This is a genomic window from Vibrio sp. Isolate33, assembly GCF_022397895.1.
GTDB lineage: Bacteria > Pseudomonadota > Gammaproteobacteria > Enterobacterales > Vibrionaceae > Vibrio > Vibrio pomeroyi.
Genome location: NZ_JAKEUP010000002.1, coordinates 192,480 through 217,093, shown reverse-complemented (window position 1 = coordinate 217,093; position 24,614 = coordinate 192,480). Strand labels below are relative to the sequence as shown.

The window sequence follows — 24,614 nt, the reverse complement described above, 5'->3', positions numbered from 1 at the left end:
TCTATTGTTACTATTGGCTAAACCTAGGAAACATGACCAATCTAAAAAAATGAGGTAAAGTATGGCTAATAAAGAGAGGCTCTAAAGGTAGAGTCATAATTGTTAGTGTAATAGGAAGAAACATGATTTTAGTTGTTGGTCACAAAAACCCTGATAGTGACAGTATTTGTAGTGCGTTAGTTGCAACAGAGCTTCTTAAAGCTCGTGGCGAGGAAGCGACACCAATTCGCCAAGGCGAGATCAACCGCGAAACTCAACACATTCTAGAAGTCGCTGGTGCTGAAAAGCCAGAGCTTCGTACTTCTGTTGCTGGTGAGAAAATCTGGCTAGTTGACTACTCAGATCTAGCACAAGCACCAGACGATGTTGCTGATGCAGAGATCGTAGGTATTGTCGATCACCACCGTCTAGGCGACGTGATGACAGTAAACCCAATGGAAGCTTGGATCTGGCCTGTTGGTTGTACAAACACTGTACTTTTCAACATGTTCAAGATTGAAGGTCACGCTATCTCTCAACAAATCGCTAAGCTAATGATGTCTGCAATTCTTTCAGACACAGTTGGTTTCGCATCTCCAACATGTACTCAAAAAGACAAAGACGCGGTTGCTGAACTTGCTGAAATCGCAGGTGTAGAAGACGTTGATGCGTTCATCAAAGCACTTCTAATCGCTAAAACAAACATCGAAGGCCTATCTGCTGCACAGCTAGTAGAAAAAGACCTTAAAGGCTACCCATTCAACGGTCGCGATGTTGTTGTTGGTCAAGTTGAGCTTGCAACTCTTGAGCAAGTAGACGGCATGATCGAAGCTCTAGAAGCTGATCTTGAAGAGCGTTGTGAGAAAGACGGTCTAGCATTTGCTGCGGTAATGCTAACTGACATCACTACTGCGCAAACTCGCCTTCTTTACAAAGGTGAGTGGGCTGAGAAATTGGTTAAGCACGAGAAAGACGGCGTATTGATGATGGAAAATACACTAAGCCGTAAGAAGCAAGGCTGGCCTTGGCTACAAGGTGAGCTTGTTTAATCAAGTCACTTAAATAATAAACGCCTGCTTATTTAGCAGGCGTTTTTCTTTGAAGTAGCCTTTCTTCTCAATAGAAATATTTGAAGTTAATACTACTCAGCATAAAATGAACAAAGTTACTGACTAACGTAGGAAATTAAGATGACTACACAGCTAGACGATAAAAAAATCGCTGAAATTAATAAGTATACGGGTGAGCAACGCCTTAAATACTGTGTGAAAGAAATCGTAGCAAACCGTGAAGTATGGATCTTAACCGATGAACACGGTTGTGTAATGCTGAATACGGAAGACGAAGACTGTGTTCCAGTATGGCCAAACCAAGAGTTCGCGGAGTCGTGGGCAACGGGCGATTGGTCTGAGTGTAAAGCTGAGTCTATCTCATTAAACAAATGGCACAGTCGCTGGACTAACGGCCTAGAAGACGATGAACTTGCTGTCGTTGTATTCCCGAACGAGCAAGAAGAAGGCGTTATTCTGTTTCCTGATGAGTTCGACTTCGAACTGAAGAAGCAAGCTGCTAAGCGCTAATCTTCTCGTTACATTATATATCAGCGTTGCCTTCTGCTAGGCAGCGCTTTAGTCCTGTTTACTGCTTTAGTTCTGTTTTGTCTTTTCAGCTCTCCCCAAACAACAAAATCACTATCTCACGTTCTAATTAGTATCCAATCAACTGATACAAAGGTGCTTGTTGTGCATCTTTTGTTGCTCGTTGAAGTACGCCTGTCTCGCTGTATCTCTTTAGAATCTTTCTTACCACAGGCTTAGCTTGTGCTTTGGTCATTCCCGCTTTCAATTCTGGTTCATACAACATCTTGAGTAGTACCACATCTAATGGCGACAACAAGTCCTCTGGTGTGTGATCATTGAAGATAGAAGGGTAGGCTTTATCGGAATCGTTCGGCAGCCCTAGCACCTGCGTTATCTCCTCTACGATACAGGCGACAAGCTTGCCTCGCGACCTTGCTTGATCAACGGGGATAACTATCCCGGCATAAATAATCTCACCTTTGGAGTTAGTTCGATAACCGGCGGTACAGATAGCGCTGTTTAGGTGCTGTGTTGATTTAAGTCTAAGTATGGTTTTAGATTCCGCTATCCAGTTGCTCTGCCTTGTGTATATCCATTTAACGTTGGCTTCGGACTCTGTGTTGACGATTTTGATAGGGTGTTGCGTCACTTCGGATAAGTGCTGGATATGAAGTTCTGTGAGCTCTTGATGGAGTTCTTTGTCGTCGACTCGGTGATCAACCCATATCTTGATCGGTTGCTTCCATTTAGCGAGTGGTTTATTGCCTTGAGAGTATTCGTGTTGCAGCGCCACGTTGTAGAAGGCCGTTTCTACGAACGACTTATCTAACCAAGTGAGTGGTGTACTTGCGGCATGAAAAGAGACAACCGCAAGCAAGAGGGGAAGCATTGAAGCTTTTGTTAGCATGCGTTACCCCTCTAGTGGCGAGTGAAAAAGCGAAACCAGTCTAGTGGTTTGGTGCTTTGGAGAAATGGCTCTCAACCAATCTTTGGGTGATTTGGTGAGTTGGGTTGGTCAGCACTTGATCCGTTTCACCACTCTCAACCACATTACCTTCGTGCATCACGATGATTTTGTCGGTGATATGCTTAACAATACCAAGGTGTTGAGATACGTAAACGAACGATACGCCCATCTCTTCTTGTAGCTCTAGGAACAAGTTGATGATTTGCGAGCGCATTGCCATGTCCAAACCATTCAACGCTTCGTCAGCAACGATGATCGATGGTTGAAGTATTAAGGCACGAGCCAAACAAACCCTCTGTTTCTGGCCCGCAGCAAGCATCTGAGGGTAGAAGTAAGCATGTTCCGGTAGAAGACCCACGCGTAACAACGTGTCTTTCACACGACGCATACGGGCTTCTGGTGGCATGTTGGTGTTTCGCTTCAATGGGCCTTCAAGAATGCGACCAATCTGAATGCGTGGGTTAAGCGATGTGTTCGGATCTTGGAAGATCATGCGAATTAGCTTACAGCGAGTCGAGTAGTCTTTGTGTTCTAGCTTTTCACCATTCACACGAATTTCGCCCGCAGTTGGCTCGACCATGCCTGCTAGCATTCTCGCTAATGTCGATTTCCCTGAGCCATTTTGGCCGATAAAACCAATCGTCTGTCCGGCTTCAAGACTAAAGCTCACAGGCTTTACGGCTTGATGAATCTTTTTACGGAAAAGACCAGAGCGAGTCGTAAAGTCTTTAGATAGATCACTGACTTCTAATAATGCACTCATGATTTCTTTTTCTTCTCCATATTCAGAGGGAAGTGACAGTTAAACTTGTGGTTTTTGATGCGTTTGGTGTGTGGGATCTCGACACACTGTCTCTGCGCGTATGGGCAACGTGGTCCCAATCGGCAACCAATGGGAAGGTGCTGTAGCGGAGGAATCGACCCCGGCAGCGACTGCAGTTTCTCTTTGTGAGGGATCCAGTCGTTAAAATCTGGCATCGCTTTCAATAGGGCGACCGTGTAAGGGTGTTTCGGCGCATCCAAGAGTTTTTGCGTGTCAGCCGATTCAACAGACTGACCACAGTACATCACGGTAATACGAGTCGCCCATTGGGTAATGGTGGTTAAGTCATGACCGATCAGAACAATGGTCGTGTTATTGAGCTGGTTCATTCGACTCAATAAACGCAGTATTTGAGACTGTGTAATTGGGTCTAAATCGTTGGTTGGTTCATCGGCAATCAAGACTTTTGGCTTGGCAGCGATCGCCATGGCAATCATCACTTTTTGACACTCACCATCGGTCAGCTCATATGAGTAGCTGTCCATTAGACGAGAGTGATCTTTGATACCGACTTTGTGCAGTAGTGCTATCGCTTGCTTCTTACGCCACTTAAATCGTTGCCACCAACGACCTTCAAATGCATGCGAAGGAATCGCTTCAATCAGCTGGTGTCCCACTTTTTCGGAAGGATCAAGACACGTCGACGGCTCTTGGAAGATCATTGCGATATCACGAGCAATAACGCGTCGGCGCTCTTTAGGCGTCAGTTGAAGTAAGTCAACGTTCCCCAGTCGCATTCGGTCAGCTGAAACCTTCCAGTTTTCCTTACAAACACCAACGATCGCTTTCGCAACCAAACTCTTACCAGAGCCTGATTCGCCTACTAGGCCACGAATTTCCCCTTCATTGAGGGTAATACTCATTCGATCTACCGCTTTAACCATCCCTTGAGGAGTCTCAATCTCAATGGTTAGATGTCGAATATCAAGTAACGGCATTATTCGATTCCTGCATTTAGCGCTTGGCGAACACCTTCACCGACAAGGTTAATCACGATCACTGTAAACATAATAGCTAAGCCGGGTAAGGTTACTGTCCATGGTGCTAGGTAAATCAATTCTACGGAATCACCCAAGATTGAGCCCCATTCTGTACTTGGTGCCTGAGCGCCAAGACCAAGGAAGCCCAAGGCTGTGATATCCAGAATCGCTACTGATAATGCCAGTGTCACTTCTAGTGCAACTACGGTAAGAATATTGGGAACAATCGAATTCCATAACAGGTAAAAGTCGTTTGCACCATCAAGGCGAGAAGCGAGAATATAGTCTTTTTCTACTTCAGCATGTACGGCTATGTATACCGAACGAATAAAGCGCGGTATCAGAGCCAAACAGATGGCAAGCAGGATATTAAATTCACCAAAGCCAAGAAAGGCGACGAAGATAATCGCTAGTAGCAACGATGGAATCGACATAACCGTATCAAGCAGGTGGTTGAGCGTGCTTGATAGCAATCCGCGAGTCATACCGGCAAGTACGCCAATTAGGCAACCAATCACGGCCGCGATAAAGGTGATAACAACTGCAGCGCCAAAGGTAAGCTGAGAGCCAATAATCAGACGAGAAAGAATGTCTCGACCTAAATCATCGGTACCTAGGAAGTACTCAACCGTTCCTGCCGGATCCCAAGAAGGCGGTGTTAGTAGATGCCCCGTTTGCTCTTGAGAGTCGTGCGGAGCAAGCCATGGTGAAGTAACCGTAACTAGAATGATAAGCACCAAACACCACAGGCCAAACATCGCGAGGTTGTTGGCACGGAAGCTTCGCCAGAAACGCTCGAACTGGGTTGGAATCTGTTCTTCTTGGTAGACGTTATTTGTTAGCATACCATTCCTTCCTTACCAGTGGATTGACCATCGCGCCCAAGAGATCGGACAGAATGTTCGCAGTCAAAACCAGAGTTGCCACCACAATTACGCCTGCTTGAATTGACACATAATCTTGATTAGACAGAGCATCTAATAACCAGCGACCAATGCCCGGCCAGTTAAAAATCGATTCGGTAATGATCGCGAGCGTTAACATACTCGATAGCTGAACACCGACCTTAGGGATAATTGGTGGAATCGCATTTCTTAACACGTGCTGAGTGATGATCTCTCTTGTTGAAAGACCTTTTATTCGTGCCGCGCGGATGTAGTTTTGAGTCATCACCTCTGCTACCGACGCGCGCATGAGTCGGATAACTTGAGTCGTTGGAGCGAGAGCTAAAACAAGACAAGGCAGTGCCATATGTTCGATAACGCTTTGCAGTGCATGTGCTCGGTAGCGTCCTTCTGCAAAAAAAGCATCAATCATCGCAAAGCCAGTCACGTGCTCAATCTCATAAAGTAGGTCGTATCGACCGCCAACAGGGAACATTTCAAAGTGCAGTGAAAACACCATGATCATCAACAGCGCGACCCAAAATATAGGTGCCGAGTAGCCCGCCATTGAGGTGAACGAGATAGTCGTATCGACAAATTTACCTTGCCTCATGCCCGCGATAGTTCCAAAAGGAATACCAATAAAGAGAGCTAACACAAAAGCGAAGAAGCACAGTTCTAGAGTCGCAGGGAACACAACGACCAGCTCATCAATGATAGGCACACCGTGTTTACTCAAACCGAAGTTCAACGTTGATAACTCAGTGATATAGCTAATCCAACCGGGCCAGAAATCTTGAATTGCCCAAGGAGAGGTTTGGTCGAGTCGAAGCAATGAAAAACCAACCAGAGTCAGAATCGCTAGGGTAATCACGAATAAGTTTATACGTCTTAATGTATACCAAAACATCAGCGCACCTCTCTTCTGACTTGATCAAAAGGTTGGGCATTGAATGGGCTCTGTTTAAAGCCGGTTAGCGAACGGTCGTGAACACGGAATTGCACGCCATGCGCCAAAGGAATTACGGGAACTTCTTCGTTGAGAATGTTTTGCGCTTGTCGATACAAGTTCACTCGGTGCCTTTGTTGATTGATCTCTAAAGCTAAATCCAGAAGGAAGTCAAAGTCTGAATTACACCACATAGAGACGTTTAACCCTGCGCGTTCAGAACTGCAAGAGAGCAGGGGACGTAAGAAGTTGTCAGGATCGCCCGTGTTGCCAATCCAACCTGTAAGAAGTAAGTCTGTTGAGGCAATGGATGACAGCTGCGTACGATCGAATCGGTCGTCGGTATAGAGTTTCAGTTCGATACCAATGTCAGCCAGGTTTGCTTGAATCAATTCTGCTGTTTTTCGTGGGCTTGGGTTGTAGGCGCGAGGCTCTAAAGGAACCCACATTGAAAGTTCCAACCCCGGTTCAACGCCTGCTTCTTTCAGCAGTGCCACCGCATAGTTTCGGTCGTAACGAACTTGAACGCTGTCTTTTTGGTGAGCCCAAGAGGTTGGAGGCAACAATGTATAAGCTTTGGTGCCAGTACCGTAGTAAACAGAATCGAGAATGTTCTGGCGGTTGATCGCCAAGTTCAGCGCTTTACGGACACGCGAGTCACGCAAGGCTGGGTGTTCAGTGTTAAGCGCGATAAAAGAGACATTAACCGCAGGCGTTGCGGAAATCTGTAACTCTTCATGAGCTTGAATAATCGGGATCTGACTTGAAATCGGCGAGTTCAGTACGTCACATTCGTTACGAAGAAGCTTGGCAAGCGTACCTGTTCCACGTTGTGAGGTGTCGAACACAACTTGATCCATCTGAACATCACCTTTCCAGTAATGTTTGTTCTTTTTCAAGCGCACTAGATCGTTGATCTGGTATTCATCTAAGTAGAAAGGACCAGTGCCTACTGGCTTAGAATCAATTTGGTTTTTTTCATCCGCAGCAACGAGCTTATTGGCGTATTCTTTGGAATGAATGACCGCGTAGCTGGTGGCAATGTTGTTGAGGAATGAATTATCAGGGCGACTTAGTTGGAACTTAACCGTCAGGTCATCGACTGCTGTGATGTCGACAATCAGGTTTTTGAAATCGATACCTGCAAACCATGGGTATAGACCGCCACCCACATAGTGAAATGGGTTCGAGCTATCAATGATGCGTTCGAAACTAAAGACCACATCTTGCGCATTCATGCTACGAGTTGGAGTAAACCAATCTGTGGTTTGAAACTCAACATTAGGGCGCAGTGTGAAAGTGTACTCAGTACCTGATTTATCGACAGACCAGCTTGTCGCCAAGTTCTGTTGTGGTCGATAAGTCATAGGATCAAGCGTTAGCAAGGTATCGAAGATTTGAGGGCTCAGCGATTCTGCGGTAATGCCACTATCAACCAATTGTGGGTTGAAGGTACTAGGGTTACCTTGGCCGCAATAAATGAAGCCTTTTTCACGGATCTGTTCGTGATCCACACTCTCACCACATCCGGCTAAAAAGCTCAGCGTGCAGATGCTCAGTGATAGTCTTATTAGTGCTTTCATAAAAAGAAATACTTTTCGAAACGAGGCGTTAGAGAAGCCTCAAGATCCGGACAATTTAACATTTTATTTATTCGGCTCCAAATAATAATCTAGTGTGGGCAGCTATTTATCGTTAGCTTGTCCTACAATCGCGTATTTCCTCACCATTCCTCGTAATTGGTTGTAGGTTAACCCGAGTAATTCAGCGGCTTGCTTCTGGTTGTACTTGCTCTGTTTTAAGGCGTGATTGAGTAGCTTAATGTCTTGCTGCTCCTGCCATGCTTTGTAATCCAACGGCAAAGAAAAAGTGCTATCAGATGAAGTATGGCTGTTGGAGTGAGCATTGCCAGTTTCTGGCGCCGAATCTTGTTCTGTTTTCCATGCTGGTTTGAATGGGTTAAACACTAAAGATTCAATAGGATATGGATTCTTACCATGTTGGTAGATGGCGCGCTCAATGACGTTTTTCAGCTCTCGCACATTCCCTGGCCAAGAGTACTCCAATAGCGATTCAACGGCTGATGGAGCAAAGCCGACAAACAACTCCAATTCCAATTCACGACACATCTTGATGGCGTAGTATTCTGCCAATAACGTGATGTCTTCTTTGCGCTCACGAAGCGGCGGAATAGTAATCACATCAAACGCCAATCTATCGAGTAAATCGGCTCTGAATTCACCTTTTAATGCCATCTCAGGTAAATCGGCATTGGTCGCACACACCAACCTTACATTGGCACTCAAAGCCTTTTGACCGCCAACACGTTCATATTGTCCGTATTCGATAACGCGTAATAGCTTCTCTTGAACGGCAAGGGGAGTGGTAGCAAGTTCATCGAGAAACAGTGTTCCGCCCTCAGCTCTTTCAAAGCGACCTTGATGACGACCTTTCGAACCAGTGAAAGAGCCAGACTCGTGACCAAATAACTCAGAATCAATCAAGCCTTCACTGAGTGTTGAACAGTTCAGCGAGATTAAAGGCTGATCCCAGCGTCTTGAAAGGTAATGCAGTCTTTGCGCGATCAACTCTTTACCTGTACCACGCTCACCAATGATCAGAATGGGTCTTTCGATTGGTGCGAGTTGAGACACTTTATCTAAAACAGAGAGAAAGCTAGGTGATTCACCAATGAGATTCTGCTGCATAGCGGGTCCTTGTGTGAGCTGAGCGATGATGGAGGTCATTTAAGGGCTGTAGTGGTGAAAAATACCAATACTTGGCTAAATTCATCATAGCATGTCTCGAGTCAATCACCATTTTATTGTAAGTGTCTGATAATAAATGGCTTAAAAGTTGGCACGCTACTTGGATTAGTTATGGTAGGTTTAACAACAAACGTAAATTTGTGAGCAAGTGGATTGAGAGTCTAATGACGATTTAAAACGCATTTGCCATCATTGTAATTAAGGAGTTCCTCATGGGTATTTTTTCTCGCTTTGCAGACATTGTAAATTCAAACATCAGTGCACTATTAGATAAGGCTGAAGATCCTGAAAAGATGATTCGCCTGATTATCCAAGAAATGGAAGACACACTGGTTGAGGTTCGCACTAACTCAGCAAAAGCCATCGCAGACAAGAAAGAGCTAGCACGCAAAGTTGAAGCTATCGAAACTCAGATTCTAGATTGGCAAAATAAAGCGACACTAGCGCTAACTAAACAACGCGAAGATCTGGCGAGAGCAGCTTTGATTGAAAAGCAAAAACTTGAAGACATCATCAAGAGCCTGCACACAGAGCAAACTTTGGTTCATGAAACCATCGAGAAGCTAACCAGTGAGATTGGCAAGCTAGAAACTAAAATTGCCGAAACTCGTGCCAAGCAGCAAGCATTGATGATTCGTAATAATGCTGCGAGCAATCGTCGTGATGTTCAAAAACATCTGCATTCAAGCAAAACCAACGAAGCAATGACGAAGTTTGAGCAATTCTCGCGTAAAGTGGATGAATTAGAAGCTGAAGCTGACGTTTACGCAAAAACAGGCAACGCAAAATCTTTAGACCAAGAGTTTGCCGAGCTACAAGCTCAAGACGAAATTGAAAAAGAGCTAGCGAAACTGAAGCAACAAGTTGAAAACCGCGATAAATAATTTAGGAGTTTTCTATGTCAACATTTCTAATTGCAGGTCCACTGATTGTCTTCTTGATCTTCGTGGCACCGCTATGGTTATTCTTACATTACCGCAGCAAGAAGAAATCCAGTAACGGTCTTTCAGAAACGGATCTTCAGCGCCTGCACAAGCTTTCAGCGCAAGCAGAATCGATGCAAGATCGTGTGAAAACACTAGAAAAGATACTGGATGCGGAGTCGCCTAATTGGAGACGAAACTATGAGTAGAGAACTGTATCGCGACCCAATCAACGGCAAATTGTCTGGAGTGTGTGCGGGCTTAGCGAACTACTTTGGGCTTGAAGTTTGGCTGGTTCGAATCTTAGTTATCTCTGCAGCACTGCTCGGTGGTAGTTTTCTGGTCTTGTTAGCGTATTTAGCTTTGACATTTATGCTTGAAAAACAACCACCTCAGTACGTGGATGAGATGAAAGCCAAACAAGAGCATACGCTGAAGCAGAAGCCTTGGGAAAAGGGGCAAACTGCGGAGTCTTTACTGGGCACTTTAGAGGGTGATTTCCAGAAGTTAGAGACCAGTGTCCGCAACATGGAAGCTTATGTCACCTCAGACACGTTTAAAGTGAATCGTGAATTTAAGAACATGTAGCGCTAAAACCTAAAAAGATTAGATAACGGTTTAGGAAAATTTATTCCAAGCCGTTATTTTTTTTAATAATTTTCTCTAAATAAATCTTACGCTGACTGGTAAGTTACATGCGATTAATCTATGTTATAAAAATATTTATAGATATGGATGATCACCAATGTATAGAGCCTCCCTTGTCCTATTGACAGCCATAGCTGGGTTGTCTGGGTGTGGTAAGGAGCTTCCTCCCGTACCTGAACCTGAATCTAGACCCGCCAAACTCTTCACCGTTTCCGTCGGTAATAATGCCTTTGAACGTAGTTTCCCCGCCACCACAGAAGCTGGCGACAAAGCCGTTCTTGCGTTCCGTGTTCCTGGGTTACTTCAGACTATCGATGTCACATCGGGTCAACAGGTTACCAAAGGTGACAAACTTGCAACGCTTAACCCTGATGAATATCAGCTGTTAGAAAAGCAAGCGAGAGCCAACTTTAAGCTTGCCGATGTTCAATACCAACGTTCGATCAAGCTGCGTAAAGATCGAGTTGTCTCAGAGCAAGATTTCGACCAAGCGAAAGCCAACCACAATTCGGCTAAAGCTGTCCTAAACCAAGCTAAGGCAAATCTACGTTACACCACTTTGGTTGCGCCTTACGATGGAACGATTTCCATCATTCCTGCTGAAAACCATGAATACATCGCCGCGAAACAAGGTGTGATGAATATTCAAACTAATCAGATTCTTAAAGTCGTTTTCTTATTACCCGACCAACTTATCACGCGCTTTTCTTCAGGGTTTGAAACCGATGCAACCATGGTATTTGATGCGTTTCCTGAGAACCCTTACGTTTTGACTTTCCAAGAAGTTGATACCGAAGCGGATCCAAAAACGGGTTCATACAAGGTAACCATGGTAATGGAAAGACCAACCGATATCGGTATTTTACCGGGAATGTCTGGCACGGTAAGACTTGTTTCTGCGCAAGCTGCTGCGACTAAAATTCCTACGTCGGCAATGATAACTGATGGCGATGATGTGTCTGTATGGCGCGTAAACAACGACGGAATTGTTGAGAACGTAGCAATCGTTATTGATGAAAAACGCCACATCGTCTCTGGATTGAATGATGGAGATCGTATTGTCACTTCTGGCGTTAATGGTCTTGAGCCGGGAGTAAAAGTCCGAGAGTGGATCAAGGAAAGGGGGCTATAACATGAAAACACTTAAAGTGGCCGCAGGGCTGTCGTGTTTAGCCCTACTTACAGCTTGTGAAGATAAACAAGTGGTAGAAGTGGATAACACACCCTTGGTTAAAGCTGTCGAGATTTCAGTTATCGATTTTAGCGACAAACTCTATTTTCCAGCGGTCGCAAATGCGGCTGAGAAAGCTCATCTTAGTTTTCGAGTAGCAGGTGAAATCTACAAGCTTGATGTTAAAGAAGGTGAACGAGTTTCAGCCGGTGACATCATTGCAGAGCTTGACCCGACTGATTATCAATTGGATGTGGACAACGCTCAGGCGCGTTATACGGTAATCAACAGCCAATACAGACGTTCAAGTCCGTTGGTGAAGAAAGGGCTATTGGCGAAATCGCAGTTTGATGAAATCGCCGCGCAACGTCAGATCGCTTATGCCGAGTTAGAGCTTGCGAAACTGCGTTTGTCTTTCACTAATCTTCGTGCCCCAGTTGATGGGATTATCTCTCGTGTGAGTGTCGACCAATATGAAAATATTCAGGTAGGCCAACAGATTGTGAACATTCACAGTGTCGAGGATGTCGAAGTTGTGATTCAGCTTCCTGACCAAATCTATGTGAATCAACCAAGTGAAAAACTACTAGCGAATGTTGAGGCAGTCGTTCGAGTACCGAGTGGCAATGAGTACACCGCCGGTATTAAGGAATTCACGACTGAGCCGGATCCAAGCACGGGTACGTTCACGGTGACACTAGCTTTGCCTATGCCTGAAGAAGATTTGATTCTTGATGGCATGGCTGTCGAGGTGACTTCAAACGGCCGAGATATCGGTTTGGATCTGAAGGCTGGCGTTTTGATCCCAATCGAAGCGGTATTCAATGCAGACGGTGATGAACTGGATCGTCAAAACTCTTATGTGTGGGTTCTTAACGACGACAAGACAGTCTCGAAACAACAAGTCGTGTTAGGAAAAGCAAACCAGAAAACATTGCAGATAATGAAAGGATTAGAAATGGGGCAGCATGTCGTTGTTGCAGGCGTATCGCGATTGCGAGATGGGATGACAGTGGAAGTATTGTCTCAGGAGACGAACAATGAGTGAAGTGAATAACAAGCCTCAAAATGACGATCAACAGGGTGATGATCAGATCACAGGTGTTGCTTCTTACTTTATACGTAACAAAGTCATTAGCTGGATGCTATCTCTGATCTTTCTTATTGGTGGTGTTTCTGCATTCTTTGGTTTGGGTCGTCTAGAAGATCCTGCCTTCACTATCAAAGATGCGATGGTTGTAACCTCTTACCCAGGAGCGACCCCTCAGCAAGTGGAAGAGGAAGTGACCTATCCACTAGAGAAAGCGATTCAGCAGCTTACTTATGTGGATGAAGTTAACTCTATCTCAAGCCGTGGCCTGTCTCAGGTAACGGTAACGATGAAGAATAACTACGGGCCTGATGATCTTCCGCAAATATGGGATGAACTTCGTCGAAAAGTGAATGATTTGAAGGTCGAACTGCCGCCAGGCGTGAATGACCCTCAAGTTATCGATGACTTCGGTGACGTTTACGGTATTTTGCTCGCGGTAACGGGCGATGGCTACAGTTACAAAGAGCTTCTAGATTACATCGATTATCTAAGGCGAGAGCTGGAGTTGGTTGATGGGGTCAGTAAGGTCTCTGTTTCTGGTCAACAACAAGAGCAAGTTTTCATTGAAATATCGATGAAGCGGATTAGCTCATTAGGTCTGTCTCCAAGCACGGTATTTAATCTTTTATCGACTCAAAACATTGTATCAAGTGCTGGTGCGGTCAGAATTGGCGACGAATACATTCGAATCCATCCAACGGGTGAGTTCCAGAATGTTGAACAGCTTGGCGATTTGATTCTGACTGAAGGCGGCGCTCAAGGTCTCATCTATTTGAAAGATGTAGCTGACGTCACTCGTGGCTACGTTGAAGTACCAAGTAACATCATCGGCTACAACGGTAAACTCGCACTCAACCTCGGTGTCTCTTTTGCACAAGGTGTCAACGTGGTTGCGGTGGGTGAAGCCTTTGACCGAAGACTTGCTGAGCTTAAGTACCAACAACCTGTCGGCATCGATATCTCTGAGGTTTATAACCAACCGAAAGAGGTAGATAAGTCGGTAAGTGGATTTGTCGTGAGCTTAGGTCAGGCGGTTGCGATCGTAATCGTGGTTCTGCTGTTCTTCATGGGGCTACGCTCCGGTCTGTTGATCGGTTTGATACTGCTGTTGACCGTTTTCGGTACCTTCATTTTCATGCAGTACTTCAAGATTGATCTCCAACGTATTTCATTAGGCGCATTGGTTATCGCCTTGGGGATGCTGGTGGATAATGCCATTGTGGTGGTGGAAGGGATATTGATCGGCACGCAGAAGGGGCGAACCCGGATGCAGGCCGCCACCGATATCGTAACCCAAACTAAATGGCCGCTGTTGGGTGCAACCGTAATTGCGGTGACCGCTTTTGCGCCTATCGGTTTGTCTGAAGACTCAACCGGCGAATACTGTGGCACCTTGTTTACGGTTCTACTGATCTCACTCATGCTGAGTTGGTTTACGGCAATCTCGATTACACCATTCTTTGCTGACATGTTCTTCAAAGGCCAAAAGGTTGATCCTGATAACGAAGGCAAAGACCCATACAACGGGATGGTTTTTGTTATCTATAAAAACTTCCTTGAGTTCTGTATGAAGCGTGCGTGGCTAACCATGTTCGTTCTGATTATTGGTTTGGGTGCGAGTGTTTACGGCTTTGGTTTTGTAAAACAAGCCTTCTTCCCATCTTCGACAACACCGATGTTCCAAGTGGATGTTTGGATGCCGGAAGGTACCGACATTCGCGCGACCAACACCAAGCTTAAAGTGCTTGAGGGTTGGTTAGCAGAGCAAGACGAAGTTGAGCACATCACGACGACGGCAGGTAAAGGTTTACAACGTTTCATGCTGACTTACTCACCAGAAAAAAGTTATAGCGCATATGGCGAGATAACGGTTCGTGTGAAGAGCTACGAAGTACTTGAAGGGTTGATGCTGCGTTTCCGTGAACACGTAAACGGTCAGTTCCCTGAGATCGACTACAAGCTGAAACAAATCGAATTAGGTCCTGGTGGCGGTGCGAAAATTGAAGCGCGAATTGTAGGTTCTGATCCAACGGTATTACGTTCAATTGCAGCTCAAGTGATGGACATCATGCGTGCTGATGACGGTGCATTTAACGTTCGTCACGACTGGCGTGAAAGAACTAAGGTGTTAGAGCCTCAGTTCAACGAAAGCCAAGCTCGTCGCTACGGTATTACTAAGTCTGACGTTGATGATTTCCTGGCGATGTCTTTCTCTGGTAAATCGATTGGTGTGTACCGTGACGGTACTACGCTGATGCCTATCGTGGCTCGTTTGCCTGAAGATGAGCGTGTTGATATCCGTAACATCGAAGGCATGAAGATTTGGAGCCCAGCACTAAGTGAGTACATCCCACTGCAACAAGTAACGCTAGGTTACGAACTGGAATGGGAAGACCCACTGATCATCCGTAAGAACCGTAAGCGTATGCTGACGGTAATGGCGGATCCAGATCTATTGGGTGAAGAAACGGCTTCGACTTTACAGAAACGCTTACAACCACAAATTGAAGCGATTGAGATGCCACCGGGCTACTCATTGGAGTGGGGTGGTGAATATGAGTCGTCGGCAGATGCACAGGCGTCACTGTTTACAACTATGCCTCTGGGTTACTTGTTCATGTTCTTAATCACTGTGTTCTTGTTTAACTCGGTGAAAGAGCCTCTGATTGTTTGGTTAACGGTGCCACTCGCCTTGATAGGGGTGACGACAGGCTTGTTAGCCTTGAATACACCATTTGGCTTTATGGCGCTGTTGGGCTTCTTGAGTCTATCAGGGATGCTTCTGAAGAACGGTATCGTACTGCTTGATCAAATTGAGATTGAGATGAAGTCAGGTAAAGATCCATATGTAGCGGTTGTTGATGCGGCACTGAGTCGTGTTCGTCCGGTATGTATGGCGGCGATCACCACCATTCTTGGTATGATCCCTCTACTACCAGATATCTTCTTCAAACCAATGGCAGTAACCATTATGTTTGGTTTAGGCTTTGCGACTGTACTCACGCTAATCGTAGTACCTGTGCTGTATCGTCTATTCCATAAAATTGAAGTTGCTTAACGCCAACTAACCTTTGAAATAATGCCCCTTATTGGGGCATTATTTTTATGTACGAGTACTAAAAAGAGACCATCGAGATGGAAGAAAATACAGTGGATAGAACCTGTGCGTGGGCACTGAAACATGAGCTTGAAAGGGAATATCACGATGCAGAATGGGGTGTACCTGTTTACGATGACCAAGTGTTGTTTGAGTTCATTACGTTGGAAGGTGCCCAAGCCGGCCTAAGTTGGATTACGATACTCAAAAAACGCGAAGGCTATCGTGCTGCATTTGAAAACTACGACCTCAATAAGCTAGCTGCACTTAATGAAGACAATGTGCCAAGCATCATTGAAAACTTCGATGTGGTTAAACATAAGGGTAAGATTGCCTCGGTTTACAACAATGCGCGTGCAACGCTTGAACTTCAGAAAGAGTTTGGGTCTCTATCGAATGCTTTATGGCAGTTTGTTGATAATGAGGTGATCGTCAATCAATGGACAGAGATGTCTCAAGTCCCGGCTTCTACTGAGCAATCCAAAGCGATGAGCAAGTTTTTGAAGAAAAGAGGATTCAAGTTTGTAGGGGAAACAATCTGTTACGCGTTTATGCAAGCAACAGGTATGGTGAATGACCATCTAGTTGGTTGTCCTTACAAATAAAAATGTTATTTATTGTCGCGAAATAATTGCGTGAAAATGGGAAAATTCACTGGTCATTTATAAACTATTCAATATCATATGCGACCGAATTAAAACCTAGAAGACGATAGTGAAACAACAAAGCTACCAAATTTGTGATGCTAGTTATGATCCCTTGCTTAGGCAGTTTGTGCGTGAAGATGGCCACGTAGAAACTATCGCGCCGTTGGAAGGTAAGGTGTTCCTGTTCTTGCTAGAGAATGCTGGTGAATGCATTGAACGAGGCCTGATATTTGATAGGTGCTGGGGCAATGTGATTGTCTCAGAGCAAGCACTCACCAATGTGATCTCTAAGATTCGCAAAACCCTGTCTCGAGTCACTTGTGGTTGTGCGACGATTCGTACCGTGAGTAAAACGGGCTATTCGCTTGAAATCAATGAGTCGATCAAACCTAGCGAAGCTGAAGTTGTATCTTGTCCAGTGACGACAGAGGGGGTCGAATCAAACCCTTCGTCTGTCGCTCAAGAGGCGTTGTTAGCGACTGAAACCTCTACCGATGCGAACAAGACAACGACATCAGATTCAGAACTCAACATTTCATCGAATCAAGAACAGAGCTCAGTTGAGCTAGAGCCTTCAAATTCGAAAAGCAAAGCGCACCTCATTAAAGCTGGTTACTTAGTGGCGTTGATTTGTGTACTCGTAACGGCGTTCAACCTTTTCCAAACCTATTATGCGCCAATGCCTTATTTTGTTGATAAGACGGAATATAGAGACAGTTACACAGACAATACCAATCAATACTTTTTCCACATTGTTCACGATGAAGGCTATTCATTGCCAGCGATTACCCAAAAGCTTACGGATGTGTTGCCGAGTCACTGCAACGTTGATGTCTTTGTTCGTATTTACCCATCTGTTGATCAGCCCGAAAATGATGCTTTGTATATGTTGGTGCAAAGGAAGGATGGAGAGGCCCTCAACTATGGGGCGACGATTTTCAATGTCGATACGTCTTTTGACTCATTTGCAGCTCATATGGAAAAGAGGAGCTACTTTTGCGATTAATTGGCTTACTCATTCTATTGGCAGTTGCTGCAGCAAGCTTTTTGCTGGAACAGAACGCATTAGCGGGCACTCGCTGGCACTGTAAAACGCTAAAAACGGATTTCTTATCTCAGGCATTCCAACCGTATCAATCGCTTTATGAGCGAATGAGCATTACTTTTCAGTCTGACCAAACTTTTAGTATGAGAGAGTTTGTGACGATCACAGAGAAAGATGGTAACGAAGGCACAATGGAAAATCTTTATTCCGGTTACTACGGTCTTGATGGGAATCATTTGTCGATGAGTATTATTGATGTGAGAACCGCCACTCCGTTTCATGATCCGATCATTAATCAGGAATACAGTGAGTACAAAGGGGTGACCATTGATTACTCGATCTTGGAGAAAGAGCAGTCCCTGTATCTGTTTAATGAACACCGCTCAGAAATCTTCAACTGGACGTGCTTTAAGGTTCAATAATGAGCGCGTCAGTAATGGGACTGTAGACAACTGATAGGCAGAACTGAAAAAGGCAGGAATATCCTGCCTTTTTGCTTATTGGAATCTAACGTTCAGATTAAACCAGAGCGTTGTAACGTTCTAATCCAGCCTCAAGATCTGCAATCAAATCATCGACATCTTCTAAGCCGATATGAACACGAATCAAAGTACCTTCGAAGTTTGGATTCGCTACCGTTCTTAGGCTATCAAAACTGCTTGGTTCATTCGCTAGAATTAAGCTTTCGAAACCACCCCATGAGTAACCCATGCTGAAGTGTGTCATGCCATCAAGCAGTGCTGTCGTTGCTTTTGTGTTGGAGCTCTTTAGAACAAACGAGAACAAGCCATTGCCGCCAGTAAAATCTCGTTTGAAGAATTCATGACCAGGGCAAGACTCAAGAGCAGGGTGGCGAACGTGGTCAACCTCAGGGCGAGTTTCTAGCCATTTAGCGACTTTCAAGCTGCTCTCAGCGTGTTGGCGCAGACGAACATCAAGAGTACGGATACCACGAAGACCAAGGTAAGCATCATCTGGTGAAACGCATTGTCCCATCAAGTAGCTCTGCTCTCTCAGTTGATCCCAGCATTTCTCGTTGGCAACCGCAGTGCCCAGCATCACATCTGAGTGACCCACTATGTACTTGGTCGCCGCTTGAATCGAGATATCGACACCAAAATCAAACGGTGAGAAGTTAACGCCAGCTGCCCAAGTGTTATCTAGCATCACGATGATGTCGTGTTCGTGGGCAATACGCGCGAGCGTTGGAATGTCTTGGACTTCCATGGTGACTGAACCCGGAGACTCGGTAAATAGCACCTTAGTGTTTGGCTTGATGAGGTCTTGGATGCCTTCACCAATCGTTGGTTCGTAGTAAGTTGTCTCTACACCCATCTTCTTCATGATGGTGTCACAGAAATCACGCGTCGGTTCGTAGCAGGTGTCGACCATCAGAATATGGTCGCCTGTTTCTACAAAAGAGAGAATGGCGTTAGAGATAGCTGCTGTACCACAAGGGTAGAGTGCACAGCCTGCGCCGCCTTCAACTTCCACCATGGCATCTTGGAAGGCGAAATGAGTGTTGGTTCCACGACGTCCGTAAAAAAGTGTTTTGTTAGCGCGGTTAATCGTAGCTTTACGCTTCTCTTCTACTGAGTTGAATACGACAGTTGAAGCGCGCTGTACTGGTGGGTTAACGACACCATTGGTCCACTTCTTATCACGACCTGCAGTGATCAGCTTAGTGGTTTTGTTCTCGGACATGCTGTGAATTCCTTATCAATCGGTTATGTCCTATTTAAAACATGCCAATAGCCTTCAAAGCAAGAGGGGAGCGGGAGTTTTTACGCTTTTCTTTCGCTTTTTAACCTTTCACTTAATTAATGGTGAAAGGTTAAAAACTTAAGGGAGGAAGTGATGAGCCGCAATCGACTCATCATATACATTACAGCAAAGGGTTGAACAAATAGAACAATCTTTCAAAGAAGCGATTTCGTAAGTTTCTCTGTTCCCACTGTTCCAGTACAACTGGGTGAGATGACTCAATGTACGATTGTTGTAGTTCAGAAAGCTGCTGAGTGAAGTGCACATCATCTACAGCTAGTGTCACTTCAAAGTTGAGCCATAGGCTGCGCATGTCGATGTTGACCGTTCCGATCAAACAAAACTCTTCATCGATAACAACCGACTTGGTATGAAGAAGGCCACCGTAAAACTCGTAGATCTTCACGCCAGCTTCAAGTAACTCAGTATAAAAAGCGCGAGATGCCCACTTAACCATTAGTGAATCGTTGTTATGTGGAATGATCAGTTCTACGTTGACGCCTCGTTGCGCTGTCATCTTCAGTGTCTCTAACAAGTCGGCGCTTGGGACGAAGTAGGGCGTAGTGATACGTACAGAATGATTCGCCTGATTGATCGCAATGGTTAGCACTTGCAAGATCAAGTATTCCGGCATGCCAGGTCCTGATGGCACGACTTGAACAGGATGATGGGTCATGACCTCTTCAACTGGACATTCTGGTAAATCAGGAAGGATTCGTTCACCTGTTTCCACTTCCCAATCCCAACCGTGAATGGCGGATAACACGTTAACGGTCGGGCCTGTCACTCGAACCATCACATCTATCCACTGACCTACGCCTGAACTCTGTTTGAAGTGAGCAGGGTCGACCATGTTCATTGAACCGGTATAGGCAATGGTTTCATCAATGACGATGATCTTGCGATGCTGCCTTAAATCTAAGCGTCGTAGGAAAATACGCCAAGGGCTCACTTCCAATGCTTGCACAACGTGAACGCCTGCGTCTTTCATCATGGACAGCCAATGGCTTTTGAAAAAGCGCGGACTGCCCGCAGAATCGAGCAAAACTTTAACATCGACGCCACGTTTCGCGGCTCGAATAAGAGCCGAGGCAACCGAATCCGTGAGGCCGCCAGGATGCCAAATATAGAAAACCATCTTAATGCTGGTCTGAGCGTTTTCTATATCTTCAATGATTGCGTGTAGGATCTCATTTGGCGAAGATTGCAGCGATAGGGTGTTTCCACTGAGTGCAGGAATGCCCATTCGATTATTACAAAGCTCATCGATCTTGTGGATAGGGGAACCGACTTTGCCGGGAAGGTGAAGTTGGCAATCATCTAACTTTCGGAACCAATCACCAAAGGGAGTAAACATGCGATGTGCGCGCTCAGCCCTTTTTCGGCCGAGGTTTAGCTCACCGAAAAGGAAGTAACAAGCGACACCGACAATTGGGATAATGTAGATAACCATCAACCACGCGAGAGAAACACTCACAGAGCGTCGTTTTAGTACAACACGCAGTGTTACACCGGCTACGAGAACCCAGTACAACGCGACAGATGCCAAAGTTAAAAAATGGTAGAGCTTTTCCACATTGAATACTCGAAAAAAGAGACACTTAGATAGTAATGCTATTTTACGGATATGGGAATTTAAGGAATCAACTATTTACAAATTAGAGCTAAAGCTGTAAACAGGTTATAGTTGTTAAGTTTTGGTTAACTTAAGACGAAAACGATTGTTTTGTATGAAAACGCGGCATTTAACCATAAAAATTTACATTGGTAACGAAATATGTACGGTTCGGACTTCCAATTTTATTCTTAAACTGGTTTACTTGCTATATACGAGCGTCAATCAAATCTTTTAGATGTGTAAATTTTTTTATACATCTTATCTTTTAAAGACGCCACCCAAAGCAAAACACAACATCACATAACACAAAAGTTTGGAGTACACGTGGCTACTAGTAATACAACCACAACACCCCGCGATACCTGGGGTTCGAAGTTAGGATTCGTAATGGCTGCAGCAGGTTCTGCTGTTGGCTTAGGTAACATTTGGAAATTCCCATACACAGCAGGCGAGAGTGGCGGTGGTGCATTCGTTGCAATTTACCTGTTTTTCGTAATCTTCATTGGTTTCAGTGTCATGCTGACTGAATTTGCTATTGGCCGTCATACGCAAAAATCAGCAGTAGGTGCATTTAAAACAACTGACCGTCGTTGGACGTTCGCTGGTGTTATCGGCGTAGTGAGTGGTCTACTTATCATGGGTTTCTACCCTGTAGTAGGTGGCTGGTCTATCGCATACATCGGTAAAATTGCTGGTGGTCTACTAGACGCACCTGAAGCAATTGGTGACAGCTTCGGTGGTTTTATCTCAAACCCAGTTCAACCACTTATGTGGATGGGCCTATACCTACTACTTAACATTGTAATTGTTATGAAAGGTATTTCTGGCGGTATTGAGAAAGCGGGTAAGATTCTGATGCCACTTCTTTTCATCATCCTTATCGTGGTATCAATCAAAGGCATCATGCTTCCGGGCGCGATGGCTGGTCTTGAATTCCTATTCAGCCCTGACTTCTCTAAAGTAGACAGCGGTGTCATCCTAGCTGCACTAGGTCAAGCATTCTTCTCACTATCTCTTGGTATGGGTTGTATGTTGACATACGGTTCTTACCTTAAGAAGAAAGAGAACCTAGTTCAAACTACAGCTATGGTTACTGCAATGGATACTGGTGTTGCTATCCTAGCTGGTGTTGCAATGTTCCCTGCAATGTTCGCATTCGGTATGGAGCCTGCAGCTGGTCCTGGTCTAGTATTCGTTGTTGTTCCTCAGCTATTCGCTGAAATGGGCGGCGTAGTTGGTCTTCTATTTGCTCTTATGTTCTTCGTTGGTCTAAGTGTTGCGGCACTGACTTCTTCAGTATCTCTACTTGAAGTTGTGGTTTCTTACCTAATCGATGAGAAAGGCATGAAGCGTGTAACAGCTGTGCTGTCTGCAAGTGTAGTAATGGCGATTCTATGTATCTTCGCTTCTCTATCACTTGGTGGCTTCGGTCCAACACTGTTCGGTACTGGTGCGTTCGATATCTTCGACCTACTAACTGATAAGATCTTCCTAGCTGTTGGCGGTATGTTGGTATGTATCTTCGCTGGTTGGAGACTAAACCGTGCTGACCTAGAGAAAGAAATCACCAACGACGGTGAAGTATCTTTCCCACTATTCGGTCTATGGTACACACTCGTTAAGTACATCATCCCAGTAGCTATCGCTATCGTAGCGTTCATGGGTATCTCTTCTGGCTTCGACAGCGGTAAAGGTGCAATCATGCTACTAGGTATTGGTATTATTGCTGGCTCTGCGCTTATCTCTAAGAAGCTATAATCGCAAGCTAAGTAAATAACGAAAAAACGGGAGCCAATGGCTCCCGTTTTTTTTGCTTTAAATACTTAATTATTATCGAAAAATAAAAACCTTACATTCACTAAAGTTATCCGTCTGATAGCCGATATATTTATTGGTTAGGGCTGCTTAGCCCGTATTTTAATTAGGTAGGTGTTGTGTGAAATTGTCAGTGAGAAAGAAACTGTATGCCGGTTTTGGGTCTATATTGGCGGTGCTTGTCACGTTAGTCGGTATTGTATGGATAGAAGTCATTGGAGCTCACAAGAGCGCTGATGAAATCAGAATGGATGATGTACCGGGTACCGTTACCTACCTTGTTCTGATCGATGAAGCTGGGGACGTTTACCGAGATGCATTAGGTGCGATCATTCAGGTTGATAATGCACTTGATGACTACCGCTCGAATAAGAACGAATTTGCTCAAGCCATCGCGCAAGCAAAGCGTTTAGAAAGCAGAGGTTCAGAAGATCATCGCCGTATTGAGCGAATTGAAGATCTCATGGGACGTTTCACTCAAGAGTTTGAAGCGACACTCGTGCCTAAGATCAATGATGAATCTGAGCTACTTGCCAACATTCAACAGCTGCGTTCACTGTACGAGAGTAACTTGATCCCAATTGAAAACTTGCTTGATCAAGCGTCAGCAAGTGAGCGTGCAGATACAGAGCAATCACTGCTTACGCTAACCGATACGTTTACTACCATTGAGCGCACCATCATGGTGTTGTCTGCGATTGCGATCGTATTTGGTTGTGTGATTGCGTATGTGTTGTCTAGCTCTATTACCAACCGTTTGACTCGTGTTGAACAAGTCGCACGACGTGTAGCAAATGGTGACCTAACGGCAGGCGACATTATTGATGATTCTGGTGACGAACTGGCTGAACTGGCTAAGTCGATTAACCAGATGCAGAAATCCTTGGTCGACCTACTGGGTTCTATCTCTTCAGTGACTCACCAAGTTCAATCGGTGACTGGCGAGTTATCGTCAATCAGCCAAGATATCGTGACAGGTGCATCGGCTCAAGCTGATAAAGCAAACCTAATTGCGACGGCTGCTGAAGAGCTAAGCTTGACCATTTCTGAAGTGGCTCAGCAAGGTACTTCTACTTATGAAGAAGCGCGCCGCTCTGAGACCTCTGCAGAAGATGGCCGTAACGTGATTGTTGAGATGGTGGCGAGTATTCAACAAGTGTCGACTCAAATGAGCGATATGTCGCTGCAAATGAACACTCTCGGTTCTCACGGTGAGCAGATTGGTAGCGTTATCAAGGTAATCGAAGACATTGCTGAGCAAACTAACCTATTAGCTCTTAACGCTGCAATTGAAGCGGCTCGTGCGGGTGAATTCGGCCGTGGTTTTGCTGTGGTTGCCGATGAAGTACGCGCGTTAGCGGAGAGAACGACCAAAGCGACGCAAGAAGTGTCTGGTATCATTCAATCTATTCAGTCGGGTACGCAAGAAGCGGTCACTTACACTCAAGATAACTGCCGTTTGGTGGAGATTGGCGTAGAGCAAAGCTCAGGTGCTGTTTCAGCGCTTGAAGCGATTGTAAGCGGTGCGGGCAATGTACAGAGCATGGTTAACTCTATCGCGACAGCGGCAGAAGAACAGACGGCTGTGACTAAAGAGATTGCGGCGGATATTACGGCGATCAGTGATATTTCTGAGCAGTCTTTGCAACTGGCGACGCGTAGCTCTGAAAACACTTCAGGTTTGAATGCTAAGGTTGCTGAGCTAGAAGCTCTGGTTGGTAAGTTCAAACTTGCTTAGTGCTTAGTGCTTAGTGCTTAGTGCTTAGTTCGCATTCAATCGGAACTAAAAACCGATTACCGAAAGCGGACAAATAAAGAGAAGCCCAATGATTCAATGTTAATTGAGTTCGTTGGGCTTTTTCG

Annotated in this window: 22 protein-coding genes; 13 read left to right on the top strand and 9 right to left on the bottom strand. The window is 45.1% G+C overall.

The genetic code is table 11. From position 1 onward, the window contains the following. Positions 1 to 122: 122 nt before the first annotated feature. Entirely contained in the window at positions 123 to 1,028 is a 906-nt protein-coding gene (locus tag L1D37_RS04235; RefSeq protein WP_017630461.1) for a manganese-dependent inorganic pyrophosphatase, read from the top strand. A 141-nt stretch (positions 1,029 to 1,169) separates the two neighbouring features. Continuing rightward, positions 1,170 to 1,559: a DUF2750 domain-containing protein gene (locus L1D37_RS04230; RefSeq protein ID WP_004734596.1), complete on the top strand. Its 390-nt coding sequence runs from the start codon at positions 1,170 to 1,172 to the stop codon at positions 1,557 to 1,559. A 127-nt stretch (positions 1,560 to 1,686) separates the two neighbouring features. Here L1D37_RS04230 and L1D37_RS04225 read toward each other — a convergent pair whose 3' ends face one another. The 7 genes from L1D37_RS04225 to pspF form a co-directional block, all read right to left on the bottom strand. After that, positions 1,687 to 2,466, bottom strand: a complete 780-nt coding sequence (locus tag L1D37_RS04225; RefSeq protein ID WP_239846982.1) for a DUF2927 domain-containing protein — start codon at positions 2,464 to 2,466, stop codon at positions 1,687 to 1,689. Between the two features lie 40 nt (positions 2,467 to 2,506). Next, a complete protein-coding gene (locus L1D37_RS04220; RefSeq protein WP_017060304.1) occupies positions 2,507 to 3,289 on the bottom strand; it encodes an ATP-binding cassette domain-containing protein in 783 nt (260 codons plus the stop codon). Continuing rightward, a complete protein-coding gene (locus L1D37_RS04215; RefSeq protein ID WP_017630458.1) occupies positions 3,286 to 4,287 on the bottom strand; it encodes an oligopeptide/dipeptide ABC transporter ATP-binding protein in 1,002 nt (333 codons plus the stop codon). Before L1D37_RS04215 ends, L1D37_RS04220 begins: the two co-directional genes overlap by 4 nt. Beyond that, a complete protein-coding gene (locus L1D37_RS04210; RefSeq protein WP_176681617.1) occupies positions 4,287 to 5,174 on the bottom strand; it encodes an ABC transporter permease subunit in 888 nt (295 codons plus the stop codon). Before L1D37_RS04210 ends, L1D37_RS04215 begins: the two co-directional genes overlap by 1 nt. Further along, complete coding sequence (locus L1D37_RS04205; protein WP_017630456.1) at positions 5,161 to 6,123, bottom strand: ABC transporter permease subunit; 963 nt, start codon at positions 6,121 to 6,123, stop codon at positions 5,161 to 5,163. Before L1D37_RS04205 ends, L1D37_RS04210 begins: the two co-directional genes overlap by 14 nt. Further along, entirely contained in the window at positions 6,123 to 7,745 is a 1,623-nt protein-coding gene (sapA, locus tag L1D37_RS04200) for an ABC transporter substrate-binding protein SapA (RefSeq protein ID WP_176681615.1), read from the bottom strand. The genes L1D37_RS04205 and sapA overlap by 1 nt, the downstream gene beginning before the upstream one ends. 102 nt (positions 7,746 to 7,847) lie before the next feature. Next, a complete protein-coding gene (pspF, locus tag L1D37_RS04195) occupies positions 7,848 to 8,870 on the bottom strand; it encodes a phage shock protein operon transcriptional activator (protein ID WP_239846980.1) in 1,023 nt (340 codons plus the stop codon). Between the two features lie 272 nt (positions 8,871 to 9,142). On the opposite strand from pspF, the gene pspA reads away from it, so the two are divergent. The 9 genes from pspA (at position 9,143) to L1D37_RS04150 (ending at position 17,976) form a co-directional block, all read left to right on the top strand. After that, complete coding sequence (gene pspA, locus L1D37_RS04190) at positions 9,143 to 9,814, top strand: phage shock protein PspA (protein WP_239846979.1); 672 nt, start codon at positions 9,143 to 9,145, stop codon at positions 9,812 to 9,814. A 14-nt stretch (positions 9,815 to 9,828) separates the two neighbouring features. Further along, a complete protein-coding gene (gene pspB / locus L1D37_RS04185; protein WP_004734605.1) occupies positions 9,829 to 10,062 on the top strand; it encodes an envelope stress response membrane protein PspB in 234 nt (77 codons plus the stop codon). Beyond that, a complete protein-coding gene (pspC, locus tag L1D37_RS04180; RefSeq protein ID WP_026084203.1) occupies positions 10,055 to 10,441 on the top strand; it encodes an envelope stress response membrane protein PspC in 387 nt (128 codons plus the stop codon). The genes pspB and pspC overlap by 8 nt, the downstream gene beginning before the upstream one ends. Before the next feature lie 157 nt (positions 10,442 to 10,598). Beyond that, positions 10,599 to 11,633 carry an efflux RND transporter periplasmic adaptor subunit gene (locus L1D37_RS04175; RefSeq protein ID WP_239846977.1) on the top strand — a complete coding sequence of 345 codons (1,035 nt, stop codon included), beginning with the start codon at positions 10,599 to 10,601 and terminating at the stop codon, positions 11,631 to 11,633. Position 11,634: 1 nt separating this feature from the next. Beyond that, positions 11,635 to 12,720, top strand: a complete 1,086-nt coding sequence (locus L1D37_RS04170) for an efflux RND transporter periplasmic adaptor subunit (RefSeq protein WP_239846976.1) — start codon at positions 11,635 to 11,637, stop codon at positions 12,718 to 12,720. After that, positions 12,713 to 15,823 (top strand): efflux RND transporter permease subunit, encoded by a 3,111-nt coding sequence (locus L1D37_RS04165; protein ID WP_176681612.1) that lies wholly within the window; start codon positions 12,713 to 12,715, stop codon positions 15,821 to 15,823. The genes L1D37_RS04170 and L1D37_RS04165 overlap by 8 nt, the downstream gene beginning before the upstream one ends. Before the next feature lie 77 nt (positions 15,824 to 15,900). Next, positions 15,901 to 16,467: a DNA-3-methyladenine glycosylase I gene (locus L1D37_RS04160; protein ID WP_239846975.1), complete on the top strand. Its 567-nt coding sequence runs from the start codon at positions 15,901 to 15,903 to the stop codon at positions 16,465 to 16,467. A 109-nt stretch (positions 16,468 to 16,576) separates the two neighbouring features. After that, positions 16,577 to 17,515 (top strand): winged helix-turn-helix domain-containing protein, encoded by a 939-nt coding sequence (locus L1D37_RS04155; RefSeq protein WP_239846974.1) that lies wholly within the window; start codon positions 16,577 to 16,579, stop codon positions 17,513 to 17,515. Further along, positions 17,506 to 17,976, top strand: coding sequence for a hypothetical protein (locus L1D37_RS04150; protein ID WP_239846973.1), 471 nt, complete (start codon positions 17,506 to 17,508; stop codon positions 17,974 to 17,976). The genes L1D37_RS04155 and L1D37_RS04150 overlap by 10 nt, the downstream gene beginning before the upstream one ends. A 97-nt stretch (positions 17,977 to 18,073) precedes the next feature. Here the strand turns inward: L1D37_RS04150 and L1D37_RS04145 are convergent, their stop codons facing one another. Together L1D37_RS04145 and cls are read right to left on the bottom strand one after the other, a co-directional pair. Further along, complete coding sequence (locus L1D37_RS04145; protein WP_239846972.1) at positions 18,074 to 19,258, bottom strand: cystathionine beta-lyase; 1,185 nt, start codon at positions 19,256 to 19,258, stop codon at positions 18,074 to 18,076. A gap of 181 nt (positions 19,259 to 19,439) precedes the next feature. Next, positions 19,440 to 20,894: a cardiolipin synthase gene (cls, locus tag L1D37_RS04140; RefSeq protein WP_123310100.1), complete on the bottom strand. Its 1,455-nt coding sequence runs from the start codon at positions 20,892 to 20,894 to the stop codon at positions 19,440 to 19,442. Positions 20,895 to 21,260: 366 nt separating this feature from the next. Between cls and L1D37_RS04135 the strand changes: the two genes are divergently transcribed. Further along, positions 21,261 to 22,694, top strand: coding sequence for a sodium-dependent transporter (locus L1D37_RS04135; RefSeq protein ID WP_081090249.1), 1,434 nt, complete (start codon positions 21,261 to 21,263; stop codon positions 22,692 to 22,694). Positions 22,695 to 22,872: 178 nt separating this feature from the next. Beyond that, positions 22,873 to 24,489, top strand: coding sequence for a methyl-accepting chemotaxis protein (locus L1D37_RS04130; RefSeq protein WP_239846971.1), 1,617 nt, complete (start codon positions 22,873 to 22,875; stop codon positions 24,487 to 24,489). Positions 24,490 to 24,614: the final 125 nt, after the last annotated feature.

What these genes read in the sequence shown, in the direction of transcription:
- L1D37_RS04160 (WP_239846975.1), top strand. Translation starts at nt 15,901, where the DNA reads ATGGAAGAAAATACAGTGGATAGAACCTGTGCGTGGGCACTGAAACAT.
- L1D37_RS04165 (WP_176681612.1), top strand. Translation starts at nt 12,713, where the DNA reads ATGAGTGAAGTGAATAACAAGCCTCAAAATGACGATCAACAGGGTGAT.
- pspF (WP_239846980.1), bottom strand. Translation starts at nt 8,870, where the DNA reads ATGCAGCAGAATCTCATTGGTGAATCACCTAGCTTTCTCTCTGTTTTA.
- pspB (WP_004734605.1), top strand. Translation starts at nt 9,829, where the DNA reads ATGTCAACATTTCTAATTGCAGGTCCACTGATTGTCTTCTTGATCTTC.
- pspC (WP_026084203.1), top strand. Translation starts at nt 10,055, where the DNA reads ATGAGTAGAGAACTGTATCGCGACCCAATCAACGGCAAATTGTCTGGA.
- L1D37_RS04205 (WP_017630456.1), bottom strand. Translation starts at nt 6,123, where the DNA reads ATGTTTTGGTATACATTAAGACGTATAAACTTATTCGTGATTACCCTA.
- L1D37_RS04235 (WP_017630461.1), top strand. Translation starts at nt 123, where the DNA reads ATGATTTTAGTTGTTGGTCACAAAAACCCTGATAGTGACAGTATTTGT.
- L1D37_RS04210 (WP_176681617.1), bottom strand. Translation starts at nt 5,174, where the DNA reads ATGCTAACAAATAACGTCTACCAAGAAGAACAGATTCCAACCCAGTTC.
- pspA (WP_239846979.1), top strand. Translation starts at nt 9,143, where the DNA reads ATGGGTATTTTTTCTCGCTTTGCAGACATTGTAAATTCAAACATCAGT.
- sapA (WP_176681615.1), bottom strand. Translation starts at nt 7,745, where the DNA reads ATGAAAGCACTAATAAGACTATCACTGAGCATCTGCACGCTGAGCTTT.
- L1D37_RS04225 (WP_239846982.1), bottom strand. Translation starts at nt 2,466, where the DNA reads ATGCTAACAAAAGCTTCAATGCTTCCCCTCTTGCTTGCGGTTGTCTCT.
- L1D37_RS04170 (WP_239846976.1), top strand. Translation starts at nt 11,635, where the DNA reads ATGAAAACACTTAAAGTGGCCGCAGGGCTGTCGTGTTTAGCCCTACTT.
- L1D37_RS04215 (WP_017630458.1), bottom strand. Translation starts at nt 4,287, where the DNA reads ATGCCGTTACTTGATATTCGACATCTAACCATTGAGATTGAGACTCCT.
- L1D37_RS04145 (WP_239846972.1), bottom strand. Translation starts at nt 19,258, where the DNA reads ATGTCCGAGAACAAAACCACTAAGCTGATCACTGCAGGTCGTGATAAG.
- L1D37_RS04175 (WP_239846977.1), top strand. Translation starts at nt 10,599, where the DNA reads ATGTATAGAGCCTCCCTTGTCCTATTGACAGCCATAGCTGGGTTGTCT.
- L1D37_RS04220 (WP_017060304.1), bottom strand. Translation starts at nt 3,289, where the DNA reads ATGAGTGCATTATTAGAAGTCAGTGATCTATCTAAAGACTTTACGACT.
- L1D37_RS04230 (WP_004734596.1), top strand. Translation starts at nt 1,170, where the DNA reads ATGACTACACAGCTAGACGATAAAAAAATCGCTGAAATTAATAAGTAT.